A 21,265-nucleotide genomic window follows, 5' to 3' on the forward strand; every position below is an offset into this window, starting at 1 on the left:
AATCTCTCTTTTGAATATTGATTATTGTATACAATATACCTATGATGGCAAGCACAATAACTAAACAACCTAATGAAAGGCGAGAACGATGAACGTAAATTGGCAGGGTGTATATCCAGCAGTAACCACTCAATTCCATGATGATGAAAGCATCAACTTTGATACTACCAAAGAGATGATAGATAACCTGATTAACGAAGGGGTTCATGGCATCATAGTATTAGGCACCGTCGGTGAAAACTGCTCACTCACGGCTGACGAGAAACGCCAGGTTTTAAAAGCGGCAACAGAAGTGGTAGGTGATAGAGTGCCACTACTTAGTGGTGTGGCTGAAACCACAACAGCGCTTGCTGTCGAGTTTGCCAAGGATGCAGAAGCGCTCGGCATAGATGGACTGATGGTATTGCCGGGGATGGTTTACCGCTCAACCGAGCGCGAAGCTATTCATCATTACCAACAGGTAGCGCGAAGCACGGCATTACCTATTATGATTTACAACAATCCGGTGACCTACGGTGTCGATGTGTCTATTGAAGGCATGAAAACCTTAGCTGAGGAGTCCAATATTGTTTCTGTAAAAGAAGCAACGGAAGATACCCGTCGTATTAGCGAGCTGTTTAGCGCATTTGGCGATCGCTACGTTGTATTTGGTGGTGTTGATGATATCGCACTGGAAAGCCTGATGCTTGGTGCGACGGGTTGGATCTCGGGATTGACCAATGTATTCCCACGCGAGTCAGTGGCTATTTATAAACTTGCCGAACAAGGTCGCTATGAGGAAGCGCGCGCACTGTGGCGTTGGTTTTTACCTTTGCTACGCTTAGATACTATTCCCACACTGGTGCAGTGCATCAAATATGCAGAACATTTGGCTGGACGTGGTAGTGAAGTGACTCGCTCTCCAAGATTGCCACTCACCCAAGAACAAAAGGCTTACGTGAGTCGTTTGTACGATGAAGCGATGGCAAATCGAATTGACTTAAGCCAATATAACTTGGACTAAGCGTATGATTTTAGGCACCTACTATTGTATAGATGGCCACACCTGTGGCAATCCCGTGCGCTTGGTCACAAGCGGTCATCCAACGCTTTTGGGCGAGAACATGAGTGAAAAGCGCCAACATTTTTTACGTGACTACGATTGGATAAGGCGCGCACTGATGTTTGAGCCCAGAGGCCATGACATGATGTCGGGTGCCTTTTTATATCCACCGACCACTGCGGATGGGGATGTGGCAATCCTATTTATCGAAACCTCTGGGTGCTTGCCGATGTGTGGGCATGGCACTATAGGGACAGTCACTTTTGGCCTTGAAAGCGGCCTTATTACTCCAATGGAACAGGGTGTACTCAAGCTTGACACCCCTGCGGGGCGCGTGAATGCCTATTATGAGATGAAAGCAGGTAAAGTGACTTGGGTAAAGCTCTACAATGTGCCGGCATTTTTGGCGTACCAAGCGGTGCCTGTCCACGTTGATGGGCTAGGGGAGCTCATCGTTGATATTGCCTATGGTGGTAACTTTTACATTATTGTTGAGCCTCAAAGTCTATTTGCTGGTGTGGATCAAAGCCGCGCCGCGGAATTACTGGCGTGGAGCCCCAAAGTGCGCGCGGCAGTTAACGCGCAAACAAACCCAATTCATCCTGAAGACTCTACCGTGTGTGGCGCCTCCCATGTGTTATGGACAGGTAAGCCACGGCACCCAGATAGTCATGCGGCCAACGCAGTATTTTATGGCGATAAGGCGATTGATAGGTCGCCTTGTGGTACCGGCACAAGTGCACGAATGGCACAGCTGTTTGCAAAAGGACTGCTAAAAGATGGCGATACGTTTGTTCACGAGAGCATCATAGGCAGCCAATTTATCGGTAAGGTCGAAGGCACAACTGAAGTTGCGGGAAAAGCCGCAATTCTGCCAAGTATTCAAGGTTGGGCACGTCAAACGGGGAGTAATTGTATCACTGTAGATGACGAAGATCCGTATGCATTTGGTTTTCAGGTGCTCTAGCCATTAAGACTGAAAGAAAACAGGAGCTAACAATGAATTTATCAGGAAAGAGCTATATCAACGGTGCGTGGCAAGCCGCACAAATGGCATCAACGTTTTACGCGTTTTGCCCAGCAACCAATGAGCCACTGACGCAACCTTTTTTTAATGCCAGTGAAGCACAAGTAGAGGAGGCCGTTAATGCAGCAGAGCAGGCTTTTAAGGCTTATCGTAAAACCTCGATGACTGCTAGAGCAGAATTTTTAGAGACCATAGCCCAAGAAATTCTCGCCTTAGGTGATGAGCTGATCACCACCACGATGGCAGAAACTAACCTGCCAAGGCTAAGACTCGAGGGCGAGCGTGGCCGGACGGTAAACCAATTAAACGCATTTGCCGCAGCGCTGAGAGATAACCTAGCAGAGCTCAGTCTAGATAAAGAAGAGCAAGCCGACCCAAATCGCACGCCGCTGCCTAAGCCAAAAACACTGCTTAAGCATATTCCTATTGGCGTTGTTGCGGTGTTTGGCGCGTCAAACTTCCCGTATGCCTTCTCTACGCTTGGGGGTGATACCGCAGCTGCGTTAGCCGCTGGCTGCCCTGTGGTATATAAAGGTCACCCAGCACATCCGGCAACGTGTGAGCTAATGACTAAGGCCATCGCCACAGCAATAAGCAAGTGCGATATGCCAAGCGGGGTGTTTTCAATGCTGCAAGCGAAAGCATACGATGTCGCGCATTGGCTGGTTAAAGCCGAGCCTATCAAAGCGGTTGGATTTACAGGCTCCTTTGGCGTTGCAAAAGCATTGCAAGACACCATCGCGAAGCGCCATGAACCTATCCCGCTTTACGGTGAGCTTGGCAGCGTAAACCCGCAAATTGTCTTACCTGAAAAAATACAGTCGCAAGGCGCAGAGCTTGGTGCACAATTTGTCCAGTCTTTACTTATGGGTAATGGTCAATTTTGTACTAGCCCCGGTATTTGGTTGGTGCCAAGTAGTAGTTCGCAAGCATTTATCGAGACGGCTAAGCAAAATATTAGCGCAGCGCCTTCAGATACCTTATTGACCCCAGGCATTTTAAAAGCTTACCAAAACAGCATCGCGGCGCTAAAAGTACACCCTCAGGTAACCTTATTAAGTTCTGGTGATCAAGCACAGCCGTTTCATGCAAACGCCCATTTGTTCCTAACGGATAGCAAAAGTTTTGCAACCGATGCAAGGCTTAAAGAAGAAGTCTTTGGGCCAAGTGCTTTAGTGGTGAGCTATGACAACTTAGCGCAGCTTAAAGACTTAATCGCAGATTTAGATGGACAGCTCACCGCCAGCATTCATGGCACTGATTCTGACCTACATCAAGCCGAAGACATCATAGAGGCGTTACAATACCGCGTAGGTCGATTGATTTACGGGCAAATGCCAACGGGCGTTGAAGTGTGCGCCACTATGAACCATGGTGGGCCGTTTCCATCATCAACCGATGTACGTTCAACATCGGTAGGGTTAGAAGCGCTCAAACGATTCGTAAGACCAATTTGTATACAAAGTTAAGCAAACCAAGCCCATAGCATTGCTATGGGCTTTTTTATTCAGACATAATTCGCACATCAAACTTATATACTCGACAAACATGCAATTTGAACTCAGATACGTTTATAATGAGTTCATAAAACAATAATTACTAAATACTATGGCGATTGTACATAAAACTCGAACTCAATTAGTTGCTGAAGCAATTCGTGAAAAAATCCTCACTGGTGAAATCAAAGCGGGCGAGCCGCTGAGGCAAGCTGCGCTGGCAGATGAGTTAAATGTAAGCCGTATTCCCGTTAGAGAAGCACTCCTGCAACTAGAAGCCGAAGGCTTAGTTAACTTTGAAGCGCACAAAGGTGCGACGGTCACGCGCTTAAGTGCCGAACAAATCGATGAAATATTTGATCTACGCGCATTGTTAGAAGCTGAGCTGTTACGCCACTCAATCGACAAGTTAACCGCACGCGACCTGCTCGAAGCTGAAGCCATCTTAGCCGAGCTTGAAGAAGCCACTGCCGCTGGTGATACACAGCTGGCAACGGGCAAACTCAACGCCGAATTTCACAGCAAACTCTACAGCAAAGCACAGCGCCCACAAACTCGCGAGCTGGTGGATGTGTACAGTAAAAACTCCGAGCGCTACGTGCGCATGCACATCCTACTCGCTGGCGGCATAAAAACCGCACCAGAGGAACACCGCCAGCTATTAGAACTGTGCCGCGATAAAAATACCAAAGGGGCGTGTGACTTTTTGAAAAAGCATATCACCGGCGCTAAAGATGATATTAAGACGTTGCTGCTAAAGCTTGAAAGCGAGCAATAAGTAAATTTGGTTGTATAGGTCTTAGTGGATTTCTGAACCATAGTCATATTTATTCCCATGGCTATTGTTCAGGACGCTGTGATTACATTTATATCAAATTAGAAGGACAAGTGCTCATTAACACCCGTACTAGAGGCTGATCCTCACGCAGGCATAATCATATCTAACGCCCCCAACTTTGATCCACATCACCCTCGCAAGACTAAAGTCTCATCAAAACTTGGCGGTTTTTTATCTATCTTTACTAAGTTCCAGCGAAACTGAGTAACTTATTATGACAACAACCTATCAACAGGCATACCATACATTTACCCAAGATCCAGAGGTATTTTGGCTCAAAGAAGCGACACGGCTTGATTGGCATACGCCACCAAAAATCGGACATAACCAAGATCAAGAGGGGTTGAGTCATTGGTTTAGTGATGGCTTGATGAATACCAGTTATCTGGCACTCGACCATCATGTACACCAAGGCCGAGGCGAGCAAACTGCGTTAATTTATGACTCGCCGGTGACGAATACCAAATGCAAAGTTAGCTATCGTGAATTGCTTTCGCAAGTGAGCTATTTTGCGGCAGGCTTAAATCAGCTTGGTGTAAGCGTAGGGGATAGGGTCGTAATTTATATGCCCATGGTGCCTGAGGCGGTCGTTGCTATGCTTGCTTGTGCGCGCGTGGGTGCTATTCATTCAGTGGTGTTTGGCGGCTTTGCACCTCATGAGCTTGCGGTGAGAATCGATGATGCTAAACCAAAACTGGTGATCAGTGCTTCTTGCGGAATTGAAATAGGCCGCACCATTGAATACAAACCTATGCTGGATGAAGCTTTGTCGTTGGCAAAGCATCAAGTAGAGCATTGTATTGTGTTACAGCGTGAGGCATACCAAGCGCAGATGTTATCGCCAAGAGACTTAGATTGGGTGGTGGTGGCAAATACGCCAGAATCCTTTGATGCCGTGCCGTTATCAAGCACACATCCGCTTTATATTTTGTATACCTCTGGCACCACAGGCACACCCAAAGGAGTAGTGCGAGAGCAAGGCGGTCATGCTGTGGCATTAAACTACAGTATGAAAACCGTTTACGGCATGGAGCCCGGCGAAGTGTTTTGGGCGGCATCCGACATTGGCTGGGTTGTGGGGCATTCTTATATTGTTTATGGCCCACTGATTTATGGTTGCACCAGCGTATTATACGAAGGTAAACCGATAAAAACCCCAGATGCAGGGGCGTTTTGGCGAGTGGTTGAAGAATATCAAGTGGCAGCACTTTTTAGTGCGCCTACGGCATTTCGTGCCATAAAAAAAGAAGATCCGAGCGCAGCCCTCTTGGCTAACTACAACACCAGCAGTCTAAAAGCACTATTTTTAGCTGGTGAACGACTCGACCCTGCTACCTACGACTGGCTACAGTCCACCACAAAGCTGCCGGTAATCGACCACTGGTGGCAAACGGAAACGGGTTGGGCAATTGCGTGTAACCCAGTTGGGATTGAATTGATGCCTACAAAGGCGGGCAGTGCCACAGTTCCTACACCGGGCTATCAAGTCGAGATCCTTGATGTGGACGGCAGTCCATGTGAAGCCAATCAACAAGGTGTTGTTGCGGTTAAATTGCCACTTCCCCCTGGTTGTTTAACCACCATTTGGAATAATACAGCACGCTTTAAAGGCAGTTACTTATCACAGTACCCCGGTTATTATCTTTCTGGCGACGGTGGCTATTTTGATGAAGACGGCTACCTGTTTATTATGGGCCGTACCGATGACGTAATAAACGTAGCCGGGCATAGATTGTCAACCGGTGAAATGGAAGAGATCGTTGCAGGCCACAATGCAATTGCAGAATGCGCCGTATTTGCCGGTAAAGATGAGTTAAAAGGGCAAGTGCCTATTGCCATGGTGGTACTGAAAGATGGCGTAAACACCACTGAAACGGCCATTGCCGAGGAAATAAGAAGCCTGATCCGCGAAAAAATCGGCGCGATTGCCTGCCTTAAAACCATTAAAGTGGTTGAGCGTTTACCCAAAACCCGTTCGGGTAAAATTCTCAGAAAGAACCTACGCCAGCTGGTGGACGGAGAAGACATTATCGTGCCATCTACCATTGACGACCCCGCCATTATTGAAGAGTTAAAGCAATTGTGGGATGTGAGCCAGCACCAATAGTTTAGTGTCGGCGCGGAATTACTCCGTGCTAAAAGCTCAACATTGGGTGGGGCTGGTTTATCCTCCGAAAAAGCTCATCACAAGTAGGAGCGGGTTCATCCCGCGATCTTTTGAGTGTTGTTCTTTCTAAAATCCGATGTCGCGATAAATCACGACCTACCTGTTTTAGTCACGATCTACCTGTGTTGCTGAGCTATGAGGGTAAACCTTGTGCTAAACGCGCAGCAGTATTAGGTGGGAGCGGGTTCACCCCGCGATCTTTTGGAGTGCTGCTCCTTCTAAAATCTGATGTCGCTAAATCACGACCTACCAGTTTTAGTCACGATCTACCTGTGTTGCTGAGCTATTAGGGTAAACCTTGTGCTAAAAGCTCATCAACATTAGGTAGGAGCGGGTTCATCCCGCGATCTTTTGAGTGTTGTTCTTTCTATAGTCTGATGTCGTGATAAATCACGGCCTATCAGTTTTAGTCACAATCTACCTGTGTTGCTGAGCTATGAGGGTAAACCTTGTGCGAAAGCTCATCAACATTAGGTAGGAGCGGGTTCATCCCGCGATCTTTTGAGTGTTGTTTTTTCTATAGTCTGATGTCGTGATAAATCACGACCTACCTGTTTTAGTCACGATCTACCTGTGTTGCTGAGCTATCAGGGTAAACCTTGTGCAAAAGCTCATCAACATTAGGTAGGTGCGGGTTCACCCCGCGATCTTTTGAGTGTTGTTCTTTCTAAAATCTGATGTCGTGATAAATCACGACCTACCAGTTCTAGTTATGTTCTGCTATTGTCCGCAAACTGTCCGGTGTCCGTCCAATCCCCTTGAATAAAGCCGTTAAATCTCATAAATACCATATAAAACAACGATATAAATTTTGGCACGCTACTTGTAATTAGTTACACATGATAATCGCGGACACCCACTTGTCCGCAAGGAGGTAGCATGATTAAAGATACAAGTGCGCAAGACAAACAAATCGCAAAAAAGCGAACCATAAAAAAGCCTGTGATTGCGTTATTGGCCGTTGGCATCACCTTAGGTGGATTAACCAGTGCTTGGCCAAGCATTAACATGATTTTATCTGCAGAGCAGACGGTATCGCGGGAGCAAGTACGTCTCGCCACGGTAGTGAGAGGTGATATCAGCGAAGATATTCGTGTTGAAGGGCGCACGCTCGCAGCGAATAATCCAGATTTATACGCTATTGCATCAGGCACGGTAACACTCAATGTTAAACCCGGTGATGCCATAGAGGCGGGGCAAGCGCTGCTTAGTATCGAGAGTCCTGAGCTTACCAACCGTTTACTACAAGAAGAGGCCACGTTCGAACGTTTACAAACGGAAGTTGAGCGCCAACGGATCTCGATTAAACAACAGCTACTCGATACCAAACAACGCATGGAAATGGCGAAAGTAGACTTAGAAGCGGCAGAGCGGGAAATGGCGCGCTCAAAACAGAGTATCGAAAAACAAATTATCTCAAAACTAGAGCTTGAGCAGTCAATGGTTGAACTTAAGCGCGCGCAGCTACAAGAGCGGCACGCCATTGAGTCGCTAAAGCTTGAGCAAGAGCGACTTGCATTTGAGCTAAAAAGTAGCGAGTTGAGCCTAACCAGACAACAGCATATTTTAGAAGAAGTGCAGCGTCAGGTAGCCGCACTTAACATTATTTCTCCGTTGTCGGGTATTGTTGGTACGGTGCATGTCCAGCAAAAGCAGTTTGTACAGCGAGATGCGGCGCTAATATCCTTGGTTGACCTTTCAGAGCTCGAAGTTGAAGCGCAGATCCCAGAAATCTATGCTGAAAACCTAGGAGTCGGCATGGCCGCGGAAGTATTTATTAATCAATACCAATATCACGCGAAGCTGGTCGCTATTTCTCCTGAAATTGAAGCCGGCCGCGTCAGTGCACGGGTACGCTTTGACGAGCAGCCAAGTGGTCTTCGCCAAAACCAAAAGGTATCTACAAGAATTATCCTGTCGCAAAAGCAAGACGTGCTCAAAGTAAGGCGTGGTGCATTTGTTGAAACCGGCGCTGGGCGTTTTACCTATGCGGTTGTCGGCGAGCAGGCTGATCAAACACCTATTCAGCTCGGTGTAAAAAGTATTTCTGAAGTTGAGATTATCGAGGGCCTGAGTGAAGGACAAGAAATCGTGATCTCAAGTTTAGATCCGTTCAATAACAAAGCGCGAGTGTTACTCGGGAAGTAGCCCCATCTCGCGTACCGAATAAGAATGAGAAGGAATAGACAATGTTAAAAATGAATGAAGTAAGCAAAATTTATCGCACAGATCTGATTGAGACCCATGCACTCAGTAATGTGAATTTAACCATTGAAGAAGGGGAGTTTATTGCGGTCACAGGCCCGTCAGGATCAGGCAAAACGACCTTTTTGAACATTGCGGGTTTATTAGAGCGTTTTGAGCACGGTGACTATTTTCTAGATGGTGAAAACGTTGCCAATCTTAACGATAAAAAGTTGTCTCAGCTAAGAAACGAAAAAATTGGCTTTATCTTCCAAGGCTTTAATCTTATCAGCGACTTATCTTTATATGACAACGTTGAAGTCCCCCTTATTTTCAGAGGAATAAAAGCCAGCGAACGTAAAAAGCGCATTGAAGAAGCGCTTGAACTCGTTGGGCTTGCAAGCCGAATGAAACATCATCCTGCACAACTGAGTGGCGGGCAGCAGCAGCGTGTGGCTATTGCCAGAGCACTGGCGGGTAAACCTCGATTCCTACTAGCGGATGAGCCAACGGGTAACTTAGACAGCTTAATGGCAAGACAAGTGATGGATTTATTACAAGAAGTGAATCAGGCGGGCACCACATTGATTATGGTAACCCATGACAATGAGCTGGCACGACGAGCGGGTCGTAATATCCAAATTCTTGATGGTGAGCTAACCGACATCACTAAATCTCAGCTAACCGAACTGGCAGTGTAGGAGTAAGCGATGAAAGAGCTAATACTATTAGCTTGGCAGGGATTAAAACAAAAACCCAAGCTAAGCGCACTGATGGTAATTAACCTTGCAGTTGGGATCACCTTGATGTTGACGATGTCAGCAATTGTTAAACAAAGCAGTAGCGAAGTGATTGGCTATAAGGGAGACAGCTTATACACGGCGGGCCTCAACTATTTTGATGCCGATGAAGATGTGGCCGATTTTAGACAATTCCCTCGCTGGACTTATCAAGATGCCCAAGCACTTAAGCAAGCGGATTTACCATACGAGTATCTATCATTTAACTACACCACTGAGTTTATCGTTGGGCTTGCAGATAACTCAGTTAGGCCGATAAGCGTAGAAGCTTCTGGTACAGATAGAGAGATATTTAGTGTACTAGACGCGCCGTTTATTCACGGTACTTTTTGGAACGAACAAAGCCAAAAAAGTGGCGAAGCGGTGGCTGTTATCAGTAAAAATGCCAACGACCATCTATTTGGGGGAGCGAATTCTATTGGACAGTTTATTCAGGTTCAAGGCGAACAAATACAAGTCGTGGGCGTGGTTGATTTAAGCAATTATAAACGTCGCTTCCAAGATTTGAGCTTTAGTAATAATTACAATCACGATGTTTTTATTCCGCTAAATTATGCTTATGCCCAAAACTTTCCAAGAACTGGGCAAGTTACCTGCAGAACCGATGATTTATACACAGCAACTAGCCCGCGTAGCGGCAGTATAGACATGCTGAAAAGTGCTGAATGTGGTTATTTGACGGTTTGGTTCCAGTACCAAGATGATATGGGGGCGGCACATCTAGCTGAGCTAAAAACTTGGTTGAATAACTATATTGCAAAGCAGCAAGCGGTTGGCCGTTTTCAACATAAAAATCTCACCGACTTTTATAGCATGGGCGAGCTCTATATTTTGATCCAGCGCTTTATGGCATGGGAAGCCATTTACCTGACTTTTTCTTATTTACTATTTGGCATTTGTTTAGTGAATACGATTGGCATTCTGCTCGCCAAATTCCAAGCCAATCGCAAGCTTATTTCCCTTTACCGAGCCCTTGGCGCAAATCGTGGAGTAATAATGAAAATTCACTTTTTAGAGATCCTGATACTCACGGTTGCTTCCGTAATGCTCGGCTTTGTATTGGCATTCGCAGGGCTTGAATTGATGTTCCACCTACGTATGTATCAGGCGGATTACATGGCACTTGCTGAGCAAGTCCGTCAAATCTATCAGTTCGATGGTGAGCTGGCACTTTTGACGACGATAGGCATTTTCTTGGCGGTCGGCATATCTGGATTATATCCGGTGTATCGCAGTAGTCGCGTATCACCAGCTGCGGAATTAAGGGGGTAAGTATGGCGATTAAACATATTTTAAAACTGATTTTAAAACAAAAAAGTATTGCGCTGTTAATCATTCTACAAATCGCGATCACCGTGATGATTGTCAGCAATACGGCGTTTATCAGCTATGCAACGCTGCAAAATTGGTTAATTCCATCAAAGTTGGAAGAGCAACAAATACTTAATGTGACGACGCGTGTATTTGATACCTCTGTAGACGTGCAGTCGCTCATCGAGAAGGATATTCAAGCGATTGAAAACGTGCCTGGAGTTATTGCTGCATCTTATGCTGGTAGAGAACTCGTGCTTAATAGCTTAGGCCCAGGGTGGACTATTTTTAAAGATACTAAACCAGAAACGGATTATAACGTGTTCGGTTATTTTGGTTTAGATGAAAAAGGGGTCGGTGTACTTGGGCTCGAACTGATAGAGGGTCGTGCATTTTATGCCAGCGAATTTATCAAAGGTGATGAGGCAACAAAAAATGCAGGCGTTATTATGATAAGTGACGACCTTGCCACGTCGTTATTTGGTGATGACTCTGCTCTTGGACAGTCGGTTTATATTTCAAGGCAGCGGATTCCACATCAAGTGGTTGGTGTTTATAAAGGTAAAATGCTTGGTGAAAGTGCCACATACAGTCAACAGCCCTACCATTCGGGAGTTGTACCTGAAGTTATATGGGGTAACCGTCAACGGGCAAATTATTTAGTGAGAGTGGAAAAAGGCCTGTCTGAGCGTATTTTAGAAGACGTTGAAACCGCGCTGTATCACTCTGAAGGTCGTATGGTGGAGCGAGTTGAGTTCGTTGCTCGTGCGAAGAAGCGTTTGTGGGATGGCCGTAGCACCTTTGCACTCACCATGGCAGGCATTAGCATCATCGCTTGTGTGGTAACCGCGCTGGGTATAGTCGCACTTGTCAGCTTTTCTGTTAGCTTAAGAAAGAAAGATCATGGTGTGCTTCGTGCGTTAGGTGCATCTAAAGGTAAAGTGATGTGGTCTTTAATTAAAGAAAATACAATTTTAGTCTTTATCGGTTTAGTGCTAGGCTTTGGTCTCTCGATTTTGCTTTACTATTTTTTGATGAATAATGTTCGAGTGCAAAGTGTGGTAGAGATCCCGTTATTGGTTGGGGTAGCTATTTTTACTTGGCTTGTGAGTACATTGGCGGTATACCTGCCTGCCAAAGAAGCCGCGAAAGTGTCGCCGGCGCAAGTAACTAAATCCAGCTAATAATAAAAACAACAAAGCCCCGAAAGGGGCTAAATCTACAAATTAGGATCAAAAGCGTTCATGAGTGTATTGGTAATTGACGATAATCCGGATGTAATTCAAGCCATTAAAGTCCTTTTGTTGCTCAATGATATTCCGTGTGAAGGTGTTACCTCTCCGCAGCTGGGCCTAGAGAAGGTGCGTAGCAAACAGTTCGACTTAGTTATTCAAGATATGAACTTTACCCGAGACACCACCAGCGGCGCGGAAGGTAAAGCCCTGTATAAAGCCATTCGAGATTTAGAGCCTGATTTGCCGATCATTTTATTGACGGCTTGGACAAACCTTGAAATGGCGGTGGAGCTAATTAAAGATGGTGCGGCAGACTACTTAGCCAAACCTTGGAAAGATCATAAACTAGTCACTTCAGTGAAAAACTTGCTCGAAATGCGAGAATTACAAGAGCAAGTAAGTAGCGCTGCGAATCAGCGCAATGCCAGATTACAAAAGCTAAAAGCGCAATACGACCTGTGTGGTGTGGTGGTAGCCGATCCGGCCATGTTGAGCTTGCTTGAAATGGCGACTCAGGTTGCGCACTCCGACGCGCCAATTCTGATCACAGGACCAAACGGCTCAGGTAAAGAGAAAGTTGCAGAAATCGTGCAAGCCAATAGCGGCTATAAACATAAACCCTTTATTAAAGTGAATGCTGGGGCCATTCCGGCGGACCTAATTGAGGCCGAGTTATTTGGGGTTGAAAGTGGTGCTTATACAGGCGCACAAAAATCGAGGGCTGGGCGCTTTGAAGCAGCCGATGGTGGTACTTTGTTTTTGGATGAAATCGGCAACTTGTCTTTGGCTGGTCAGCAAAAATTACTTAGGGTTTTACAAAGCGGCGAGTTTGAGCGCGTTGGCAGTAACGTGACCAAAAAGGTGAGCGTTAGGGTGATAAGTGCTACCAACAGTAATTTACCGGAGGCCATTCGCGCTGGTACTTTTAGAGAAGACTTGTATTATCGGATCAATATGATTGAGCTTAAACTGCCGCCATTGTCTGAGCGAAAAGAAGATATTACGGTGTTGGTTGAGCACTTTTTACCGAATAATAAGAGCGTGAGTAACACGGCAATGAAGCAGTTAAAGCACCACACGTGGCCTGGAAACGTCAGGGAGCTTGAAAACACCATAGGCCGTGCTGTGTTGCTGAGCCCCGGGCAAGAAATTGAGTGTGAGCATTTAGCTATTCAAACACCACAACATGAAGAGCCGCTTGAATATACACAAGCAGATATCGAAGCAGCATTAGACAGCGCTGATGGCGTAGTGAGTAAAGCCGCAAGAAAGCTTGGATTAAGTCGGCAAGCACTATACCGAAGAATGGAGAAGTTTGGTTTAAAATGACGGTATCTCTTCAAGCAGCGGTGTCTGCATGCCTATTTGTATCACTATTGGTGTTTGCGGCTATTTTATGGCTGGCTGCTTCGTTTGCAATACCAATTACTCTGGCAATTCCACTGGGGCTGCTTGTTGCGACGGTAGTAGGCATTGTCGGTATCAGTTACTTTTTCTCTCGCCAACAGCGGATCATAGATTGCTTAACGGACGGGATCCGCAGTTTTAAAGATCAAGACTTCTCAGTTCAAATTACTCATTTTGAAAGCATAGAAATGTCTGATTTAATTCTGGAATATAATCGTTTATCGACAACACTAAAAAAGCAGCGCCATGCCACCAGCCAAAGGGAGTTACTACTCGATACCATTTTGCAGGTGTCGCCGGTGTCGATTATATTACTCAATCAGTTTGATCAGGTTGTATATGCCAACGACAAAGCCGGCAAGTTACTCAATAACAAAAAGTCGTTAAGTGGCCTTGTGCTTCATCATGCCATTGCGAATGCCGATCCTAAACTGCAAACTATTTTGCTACAAAAAGAGTCTGGGTTTGTGACCTTTCAAGCCAATGATGAAAAGCAAAGCTATTACTTTTCAAGGCAGAGCATAACACTCAACCACCAGCCGCACGTGTTGCTTATGTGTCAAAATCTATCAAGCGAAATGAGCCGTCAAGAAGTAGGGCTTTGGAAAAATGCCATCCGTCTTATCAGTCATGAACTCAATAATTCATTAGCGCCTATTTCTTCACTGACTAACTCCGCAAATACAATTGTTGAGCGCAGTGCTGAAGAGCAAAACCACGCTCTTATTCAACTGTTGCCCGATATGCTGGCAACCATTAATCGCCGCACCGAGAACTTGAGTGAGTTTGTTGCTAAATATAGCGAGTTTGCGAGGTTGCCCGCGCCTAATATTACAGAGCAAGCCCTTCAACCTATTCTTGATACCGTTAATAAACTATACACATTTACCTTGCTGGCTCCACTCCCTGTTGAGCGCGCCTTTTTTGATGCGGTACAGATAGAGCAGGTGCTGATAAACTTAATAAAAAATGCCCATGAGTCAGGATCTAAGATAGATGAAATAGGCGTTAAACTGCTGGTTGATTATCAACGACTAATCGTTGTAGTCGTTGACAGAGGCGCAGGGATGGAAGAAGAAAAGCTAGCAAACGCAGTACTGCCATTCTTTTCTACTAAACCCAGTGGCACAGGGGTAGGATTGAGTATTTGTAATGAAGTCGCAATTGCCCACGGTGGACAACTTAAGCTATTTAATCGCGAGAAAGGTGGTCTAATGGTTCAGTTTGATCTGCCCCTCGTTGCACCTAAAACATAGTATTGTCATTGCACCAACCCATATTGAATAGAAGCGGGTTCTCCTCGCGGTTTTTTGATTCCGCATTTCGGGTAGGAGCGGGTTCATCCCGTGATCTTTGGGTTTTAATGCAATATCTTAGGTGGCAGAAATCTTTTTGTTGCTAAACGCATATCGGGTAGGAGCGGGTTCACCCCGCGATCTTTTTGGCTTTAATGCCGCATTTTAAGCCGCGGAAATCTTTTTGTCGTGATAAATCATGACCCACAAGTAATTCCTGTTGAGCGCATATCTATCGACAGGAAAAGGCAGAGCCGCGATACTCAAGCAAGTTGACAATATAGGGAAATGAACTTGAACGCGCAAACTCAAACGACCAACCACTTTTTACTCTTCGCGGGTGTGTGTACAGCCATTGCGGCAGTGGCGCACATTGGCTGCATTATCTTTGGTGCACCTTGGTATCGCTTTTTTGGTGCTGGCGAGGAAATGGTTACTATGGCCGAGCAAGGGCTTATTTATCCTCACCTCGTCACTGCCGCTATCGCTACGATTTTACTGCTCTGGTCATGCTATGCGTTTTCAGGGGCGAAACGGATCCGACAATTACCTTTGATGAAAATCGCCTTGTGTATGATCAGTGCAATCTTTTTAATAAGGGGAATTGGGTTTGTTTTTATCATGCCAACGATCCCAGATAACAGCATGACGTTTTGGCTGGTGAGCTCCTCAATTTGCTTGGTAATAGGTGGGGCTTATGCGCTTGGAACCAAAAAAGCGTGGTTACAAATTTAGCCGTTTTAAAGCTAGCACTTCAGGTGCTAGCTTTTTGTTCGGTTTAGGTAGTTAACCCTGAACTATTCACTCAGTGCCATTCTAACACCTGCTTCAAGTTCTTCGTGAACAGATTTAAATAAGCCAAGTTGGCGTTCAATGATATGCTCAGGTACACCCGCCATTGCGCGTGCTATGTTGCCGTACAAGCGCTGCTTTTGGGTATCATCAAATAGGCAATATAGAGCACGAGGCTGTGAAAAGTCATCATTGTCTTTGCGGTGGTTGTATCTATCCGCCATTCCCTCAAGCTCAAGAGCAGGGCGTTTATACTCTGGGCTCTCTTTTGGGCCACCCATCGAGTTAGGCTCGTAGTAGGCATCTTCGTTACCACCAGGTTCATTGTTAAAGAACCGCATTGCACCGTCTTTGTGGTAATGATGCACTGGGCATTTTGGGCGATTAACGGGTAATGCCTCATAATGCGTGCCGAGTCGGTAGCGGTGAGCATCAGCATAGGAGAAAATGCGTGCTTGCAACATTTTATCGGGAGAAAATCCAATTCCAGACACCACGTTAGACGGACTAAATGCAGCTTGTTCTATCTCTGCAAAATAATTGTCTGGTACGCGATTTAATTCGAGTGTGCCAACATCGATGAGTGGAAAGTCGCCATGCGGCCAGACTTTGGTTAAATCAAACGGATTGTGTTGGAACTGTTTTGCTTGTGCTTCAGTCATCACCTGAATTTTCATATCCCATTTCGGATAATTTCCGCGCTCTATGGCCTCAAGCAAGTCCTCTTGAAAACTCTCTCTGCTTTCGCCAATTACTGATTTTGACTCTTCATCGGTATGATGCTGGTGGCCTTGTTGGGTCTTCATATGAAACTTCACCCAAACTCTTTGGTTTTCTGCGTTGATCAGACTAAAGGTATGTGAACCATAGCCGTTCATGTGCCTCACATCCGTTGGCAAGCCACGGTCAGACATTAAAATTAATACTTGATGCAGGCTTTCCGGTGACAGAGACCAAAAATCCCATTGCGCGGTGTTGGAGCGCAGGTTAGTTTTAGGGTGGCGTTTTTGGGTGTGAATAAAATCGGGGAATTTATACGGATCACGAACAAAAAACACGGGGGTATTATTGCCAACCAAATCCCAGTTTCCTTCTTCAGTGTAAAACTTTATCGAGAAACCTCTTACGTCACGCTCCGCATCCGCAGCCCCTTTTTCTCCGGCTACCGTTGAAAAGCGCATCAGAATGTCGGTTTGCTTACCAACCTCAGCAAATAGCTTTGCCTTGGTATATCGGCTTATGTCGTTTGTTACCGTAAATGTTCCAAACGCACCCCATCCTTTAGCATGCACGGTACGCTCTGGTATACGCTCTCTATTTTGATGCGCCAGTTTTTCGATTAACTGGTAATCTTCAACCAATAAGGGGCCTCTAGGGCCTGCGGTCAAACTATTTTGATTATCGGCGATTGGATTACCAGCTGTGGTGGTTAATGGACATTTGGTCATTGCTCGTTTCCTTCATATAAAATATAGAAACTAACAGCAATAAACGAACCACAATAAAAGTGCAATAAAAACAAATTGTTATAAATATTGTCGGCGGGGTTGTGAATTTTACTGAGCAAAGTTTTCAGAGTGATGTAAGCGCTACGTGAAATATGTAGACTGTTGAAATGCAGCGGTTTCATCCGCTGCATATTTAGAAATTAATCGTAGCTAAAGTTTTAGAAAAACCTCGTTGAATTCCATAAACGTGTTTTACCACTATCTAACCCAACAAACTGCACTGTACCAGTCGTTACGTTACTTGGTAATGTGTAGCTAATCGTTTTAGCTTGAGTACCATACGCAAATGCAGAAATACGTTTTACTTTAGTGCCATCAATGTACACGTCTACGTATTCTGTATTGGTTACATCAAAATTATACACTCCGTTAGTCTCAGCAACCGACGCAAATCTATCTGAATTAAATGCTACCGTTGCACGCGCTGTGGGTTTTGCGAGTAACTTACGAGCGATCGTATTGAAATCTTGAGCATCACCATCGAATATGTCTTCAACGTTATAACTGACAACTTCATTGGCAACACAGCCGTAATCCTCAATGAGCGCATTGATGTGATGACCTTGACGTACTGACTGACGCCAAGACACCCGCATACTTTGATCATAAGGTAGCGCTTGATATGGTGCACCCACGTACTGTACAAATAAACCATGCTCAATTACGTTTGCGCCACCTGCACCAGTACGTTCGTGCTGTCCAAATACGGTTGCAATACCGTTATCTTGCATACCACATGTGAACATATCACCTGCAGAGTAGGTGTTAGCGTTTGCCCAAACCCCCACGTTACCATAATATGCCTGACCAATCTGGTTTGCTGCATCTTTTGTCATGAATGAGGTTGCAGCAGAGTATTGTTCATTGGTGCCTTGTACGTCAGCCAATACTTGGTGCCAATTATCACTTAGGTAAGTACCGAACAGGGAATTATTTAGAATATGGTGGTTCTCAGGTGTGTTGATAAAACGTACATGAGATGGAGTAACACGTTTTGGTGTAAACAGTTGTAGTAAATAGTCGTTGTATAGAATATTACCGCCTGGGTTGCTTCTAACATCAATAATAAGTGCTTTCGTGTCACTTAACTGGTTATCTAAGATATCTATGATGGCAACAAGGGCAGTGTTAGTTCCATTTTTAGGTGAAAAAGAGGCAATCTTAATGTAGCCGACGGATTCGCCGTCTACTTGTACCTTATTCCATGTCACCGTCGGCTCAGCAGTGGCATTGGCTGCTAGGGCAAAAGCACTATCTTGTGCTGCCGCTTCTAACTCCTTAAATGTAGCAAATTCATAGTTAATACTTTGTGTAAACTGCGCTGTATTATCCTCTGTATTCGCTTGTGTACTCGGATTTCCGTTATAAACCAACCAAGGCAAGTTAACGCTATATATTTCGCCCGTTTCGTAAGATTCCAAAGTAAGCGTTAGCGCATCATTTTGTGGCGGCATCTGTTTATTATGTGATTTGATAGTCAAGTTGTTTAACGCGCCAACAAACCCGCCATCTGGATTAGCTCCACCGCCTTGGAATAGTGTGTTGTTTACCACATCAGTTACTGCTTGGCCGTTATATGCAATGACTTTATCGCCTAAAGAAACCGTTGATGTATCTGGTGCAAGTACGGTGTAGTTTTGCCAGATACGGTTTACGCGTACTTCCTTGCTACCATCTGCATTTACGGTTTGTGCAAAATGAACTGGCACAAAAGAAACAAAGTTTTTCATTGGTGCCGGGTAGTTATAGTCCAAATGAAAATCTCGCTGAGATAAGAAGATCTTTTGCAGCTGCTGATGAAATTGAGAAGAACTTAGATTTCCCATGTTATTGATTAAGTCGTCTACTGCAACTACTGGGTCTAAGTGTCCGGCCGGAGAAAGTCCGTAGTACAGGTTTTTGGCATATTTATTGACGTATAAACCGTCAAGCAATAGTTTCGCTTGCTCAGCTACAAGCGCTTTTTGTTCATAACTATAATCTTGAATACTAATTTGGTCGCGTGTGTCTTCAAGATAGGATATTTGTGCCATTGCACCCGATGTAAAGCTTAATGCCAGAAGACTGGCAACTGTTGATAATTTAAACATATTGTTATTGTCCTGTATATGGAAACAAAACTGTTTTATACCTTTTGGGTACAAAAGTCGATAGGTGTTAAATAAAATGATAATAATTTATTGCTTTTATGTGTGTTGATTAAACCGAACTTCTTACTCGTTGCAGGCTAACTAAAGAGATTATTGGGAGGATTGAGTTTTAGAGGATTATTTGATTTGCCACGCAAAACCCGTTTGCGTGGCAACAAGGATGTCGAACGCAAATTACGTTGTTTGATGTAACTCTTGCTCCATTTGATCTCTCATTTTAAACTTTTGTAGCTTACCCGTTACCGTCATCGGATAGGCGTCAACCAATTTGATGTATTTTGGTACTTTGAAATAGGCGAGTTTATCTTTTAAAAATACACGAATATCTTCTTCCGAAATATAGTGTCCGGGCTTAAGTTGAACCCAAACACATACTTCCTCACCATACTTTTCGTCTTTGATCCCAAATACAGCGGCATCTTGAATATCATGATGATGATAAAGCACTTCCTCAATTTCTCTGGGGTAAATATTCTCGCCACCGCGAATGATCATGTCTTTTATGCGGCCGACGATACTGACGAACCCTTCGTCGTCCATTACCCCTAAATCGCCAGAGTGTAGCCAGCCGTCGTCATCTATGGTCGCCGCCGTTTTTTCTGGGTCTTGCCAATAGCCTTTCATTACGCAATATCCACGGGCACATACTTCACCAGGCGTACCAATTGGGGCAATATGTCCTAGCTCGTCAATAATTTTGACCTCGGTATGTGGCATAGCGCGACCAACAGTCTGCACGCGTTTCTCAACAGGCGAATCGATTTCGGTAATATTGTTGATTGGGCTGCACTCGGTTTGCCCGTAGCCAATTAGTACATCGGTCATATGCATTTGGGTTTGTACTTGGCGCATGACCTTTTCTGGGCAGGTTGAGCCCGCCATCACCCCAGTGCGCAGCGAAGATAAATCAAACTGCGTAAAGTCTGAGTGTTCTAATTGTGCGATAAACATTGTTGGTACACCGTGAAGCCCGGTGCATTTTTCTCGTTCAACAACTTCTAAAGTGACAAGCGGATCAAAGCTATCGTTAGGGAATACGGCGCACGCACCTTTACTAATACAAACGAGATTACCGAGCACCATGCCAAAACAATGATAAAGCGGAACGGGAATACAAAGCTTGTCTTGCTCTGTGAGCTTCATGGCATTGGCGACGAGCAATCCGTTATTGAGGATATTACTGTGGGTGAGGGTGGCGCCTTTTGGGTTGCCTGTTGTACCTGAAGTAAATTGAATATTGATAGCGTCACTGGCGCTGAGGTTGGCTGCAATCGCATTTGCTTCAAGATAGTGAGCATCATTAGCTTTAGATAACAAGGTGCTGAAATTCATTAGACCCGGTTCAATATCCTCGTCAATCAGCACAATCTGCTTGAGCGAGGGAAGGCGCGGTGAAGATAATTCGCCAAACATGCAGTCATAGGACTCTGGAGCCAGTTCTCTTATCATATCGACGTAATGGCTATGTTTAAATGATTTAGCCATGACTAACATTTTACACTCAACGTTGTTTAGCACGTATTCAAGCTCGTTTGGGCGATAGGCTGGGTTAATGCACACCATAATTGCACCGATTTTAGCGGTTGCAAATTGTACTAGGCTCCATTCAAGATTGTTCGGAGACCAAATACCAACTCTATCCCCCGGTTGGATCCCTACAGCTAAAAGGCTTGCGGCAAGTTGATTTATTTTTGCGAGGTACTCACGATAATTTAAGCGAACTGATTGATGAGAGACAACAATGGCTTCTCTTTCTGGATAATTGTCGACAATGTTTTCTAGATATTGCCCTATGGTGAGTTGAGTAAGCGGTGCTACTTGGGGGCCTTTGAAGTAACTCTTTGTAAGTGCACATGCATTTGTTAATTGGCTCTCTGTTGTCATATCTTGTCCTTGCTGTTGATCTCTAGTTTTTATCATTATGCTTTATCAGTGATAACCTAATTGTCGACAAAATCAAGTGCATTTTGACGAAAAGCATGAAATTACGACTAATGGATAGTGATAAAGTGT

General features: G+C 44.9%; 15 protein-coding genes. 12 read left to right on the plus strand and 3 right to left on the minus strand.

Annotated features, from left to right (window positions below):
* The first annotated feature begins 88 nt into the window (after nucleotides 1–88).
* The 12 genes from JJQ94_RS13845 to JJQ94_RS13900 all read left to right on the plus strand — a co-directional run bounded on the left by JJQ94_RS13845 (nucleotide 89) and on the right by JJQ94_RS13900 (nucleotide 15,537).
* On the plus strand, nucleotides 89–1,003 hold the full coding sequence (locus tag JJQ94_RS13845) for a dihydrodipicolinate synthase family protein (protein ID WP_069019092.1): 915 nt from the start codon (nucleotides 89–91) through the stop codon (nucleotides 1,001–1,003).
* Between the two features lie 4 nt (nucleotides 1,004–1,007).
* On the plus strand, nucleotides 1,008–2,009 hold the full coding sequence (locus tag JJQ94_RS13850; protein ID WP_099029622.1) for a 4-hydroxyproline epimerase: 1,002 nt from the start codon (nucleotides 1,008–1,010) through the stop codon (nucleotides 2,007–2,009).
* 32 nt (nucleotides 2,010–2,041) lie between these two features.
* Nucleotides 2,042–3,538, plus strand: coding sequence for an aldehyde dehydrogenase (NADP(+)) (locus JJQ94_RS13855; protein WP_099029621.1), 1,497 nt, complete (start codon nucleotides 2,042–2,044; stop codon nucleotides 3,536–3,538).
* A 139-nt stretch (nucleotides 3,539–3,677) separates the two neighbouring features.
* Nucleotides 3,678–4,343, plus strand: coding sequence for a GntR family transcriptional regulator (locus tag JJQ94_RS13860; RefSeq protein ID WP_099029620.1), 666 nt, complete (start codon nucleotides 3,678–3,680; stop codon nucleotides 4,341–4,343).
* A 274-nt stretch (nucleotides 4,344–4,617) separates the two neighbouring features.
* Nucleotides 4,618–6,510, plus strand: a complete 1,893-nt coding sequence (locus JJQ94_RS13865) for a propionyl-CoA synthetase (RefSeq protein ID WP_172439909.1) — start codon at nucleotides 4,618–4,620, stop codon at nucleotides 6,508–6,510.
* Between the two features lie 939 nt (nucleotides 6,511–7,449).
* Nucleotides 7,450–8,718, plus strand: a complete 1,269-nt coding sequence (locus tag JJQ94_RS13870; RefSeq protein WP_099029618.1) for an efflux RND transporter periplasmic adaptor subunit — start codon at nucleotides 7,450–7,452, stop codon at nucleotides 8,716–8,718.
* Between the two features lie 41 nt (nucleotides 8,719–8,759).
* Nucleotides 8,760–9,455: an ABC transporter ATP-binding protein gene (locus JJQ94_RS13875; RefSeq protein WP_099029617.1), complete on the plus strand. Its 696-nt coding sequence runs from the start codon at nucleotides 8,760–8,762 to the stop codon at nucleotides 9,453–9,455.
* Between the two features lie 9 nt (nucleotides 9,456–9,464).
* Nucleotides 9,465–10,826 (plus strand): ABC transporter permease, encoded by a 1,362-nt coding sequence (locus JJQ94_RS13880; protein ID WP_099029616.1) that lies wholly within the window; start codon nucleotides 9,465–9,467, stop codon nucleotides 10,824–10,826.
* Nucleotides 10,827–10,828: 2 nt separating this feature from the next.
* A complete protein-coding gene (locus JJQ94_RS13885) occupies nucleotides 10,829–12,049 on the plus strand; it encodes an ABC transporter permease (protein WP_099029615.1) in 1,221 nt (406 codons plus the stop codon).
* Between the two features lie 60 nt (nucleotides 12,050–12,109).
* A complete protein-coding gene (locus JJQ94_RS13890) occupies nucleotides 12,110–13,429 on the plus strand; it encodes a sigma-54-dependent transcriptional regulator (RefSeq protein ID WP_099029614.1) in 1,320 nt (439 codons plus the stop codon).
* Nucleotides 13,426–14,763 carry a sensor histidine kinase gene (locus JJQ94_RS13895; protein ID WP_099029613.1) on the plus strand — a complete coding sequence of 446 codons (1,338 nt, stop codon included), beginning with the start codon at nucleotides 13,426–13,428 and terminating at the stop codon, nucleotides 14,761–14,763. The genes JJQ94_RS13890 and JJQ94_RS13895 overlap by 4 nt, the downstream gene beginning before the upstream one ends.
* A 327-nt stretch (nucleotides 14,764–15,090) precedes the next feature.
* Nucleotides 15,091–15,537 (plus strand): hypothetical protein, encoded by a 447-nt coding sequence (locus JJQ94_RS13900; RefSeq protein ID WP_099029612.1) that lies wholly within the window; start codon nucleotides 15,091–15,093, stop codon nucleotides 15,535–15,537.
* 62 nt (nucleotides 15,538–15,599) lie between these two features.
* Here the strand turns inward: JJQ94_RS13900 and JJQ94_RS13905 are convergent, their stop codons facing one another.
* From JJQ94_RS13905 to JJQ94_RS13915, 3 genes are all read right to left on the minus strand, one after another.
* Nucleotides 15,600–17,042 (minus strand): catalase, encoded by a 1,443-nt coding sequence (locus JJQ94_RS13905; RefSeq protein ID WP_099029611.1) that lies wholly within the window; start codon nucleotides 17,040–17,042, stop codon nucleotides 15,600–15,602.
* Between the two features lie 218 nt (nucleotides 17,043–17,260).
* Complete coding sequence (locus JJQ94_RS13910) at nucleotides 17,261–19,192, minus strand: S41 family peptidase (RefSeq protein ID WP_099029609.1); 1,932 nt, start codon at nucleotides 19,190–19,192, stop codon at nucleotides 17,261–17,263.
* 234 nt (nucleotides 19,193–19,426) lie between these two features.
* Nucleotides 19,427–21,136 carry an AMP-binding protein gene (locus tag JJQ94_RS13915; protein ID WP_099029761.1) on the minus strand — a complete coding sequence of 570 codons (1,710 nt, stop codon included), beginning with the start codon at nucleotides 21,134–21,136 and terminating at the stop codon, nucleotides 19,427–19,429.
* Nucleotides 21,137–21,265 lie beyond the last annotated feature (129 nt).

Source organism: Pseudoalteromonas sp. GCY (genome assembly GCF_016695175.1).
GTDB lineage: Bacteria > Pseudomonadota > Gammaproteobacteria > Enterobacterales > Alteromonadaceae > Pseudoalteromonas.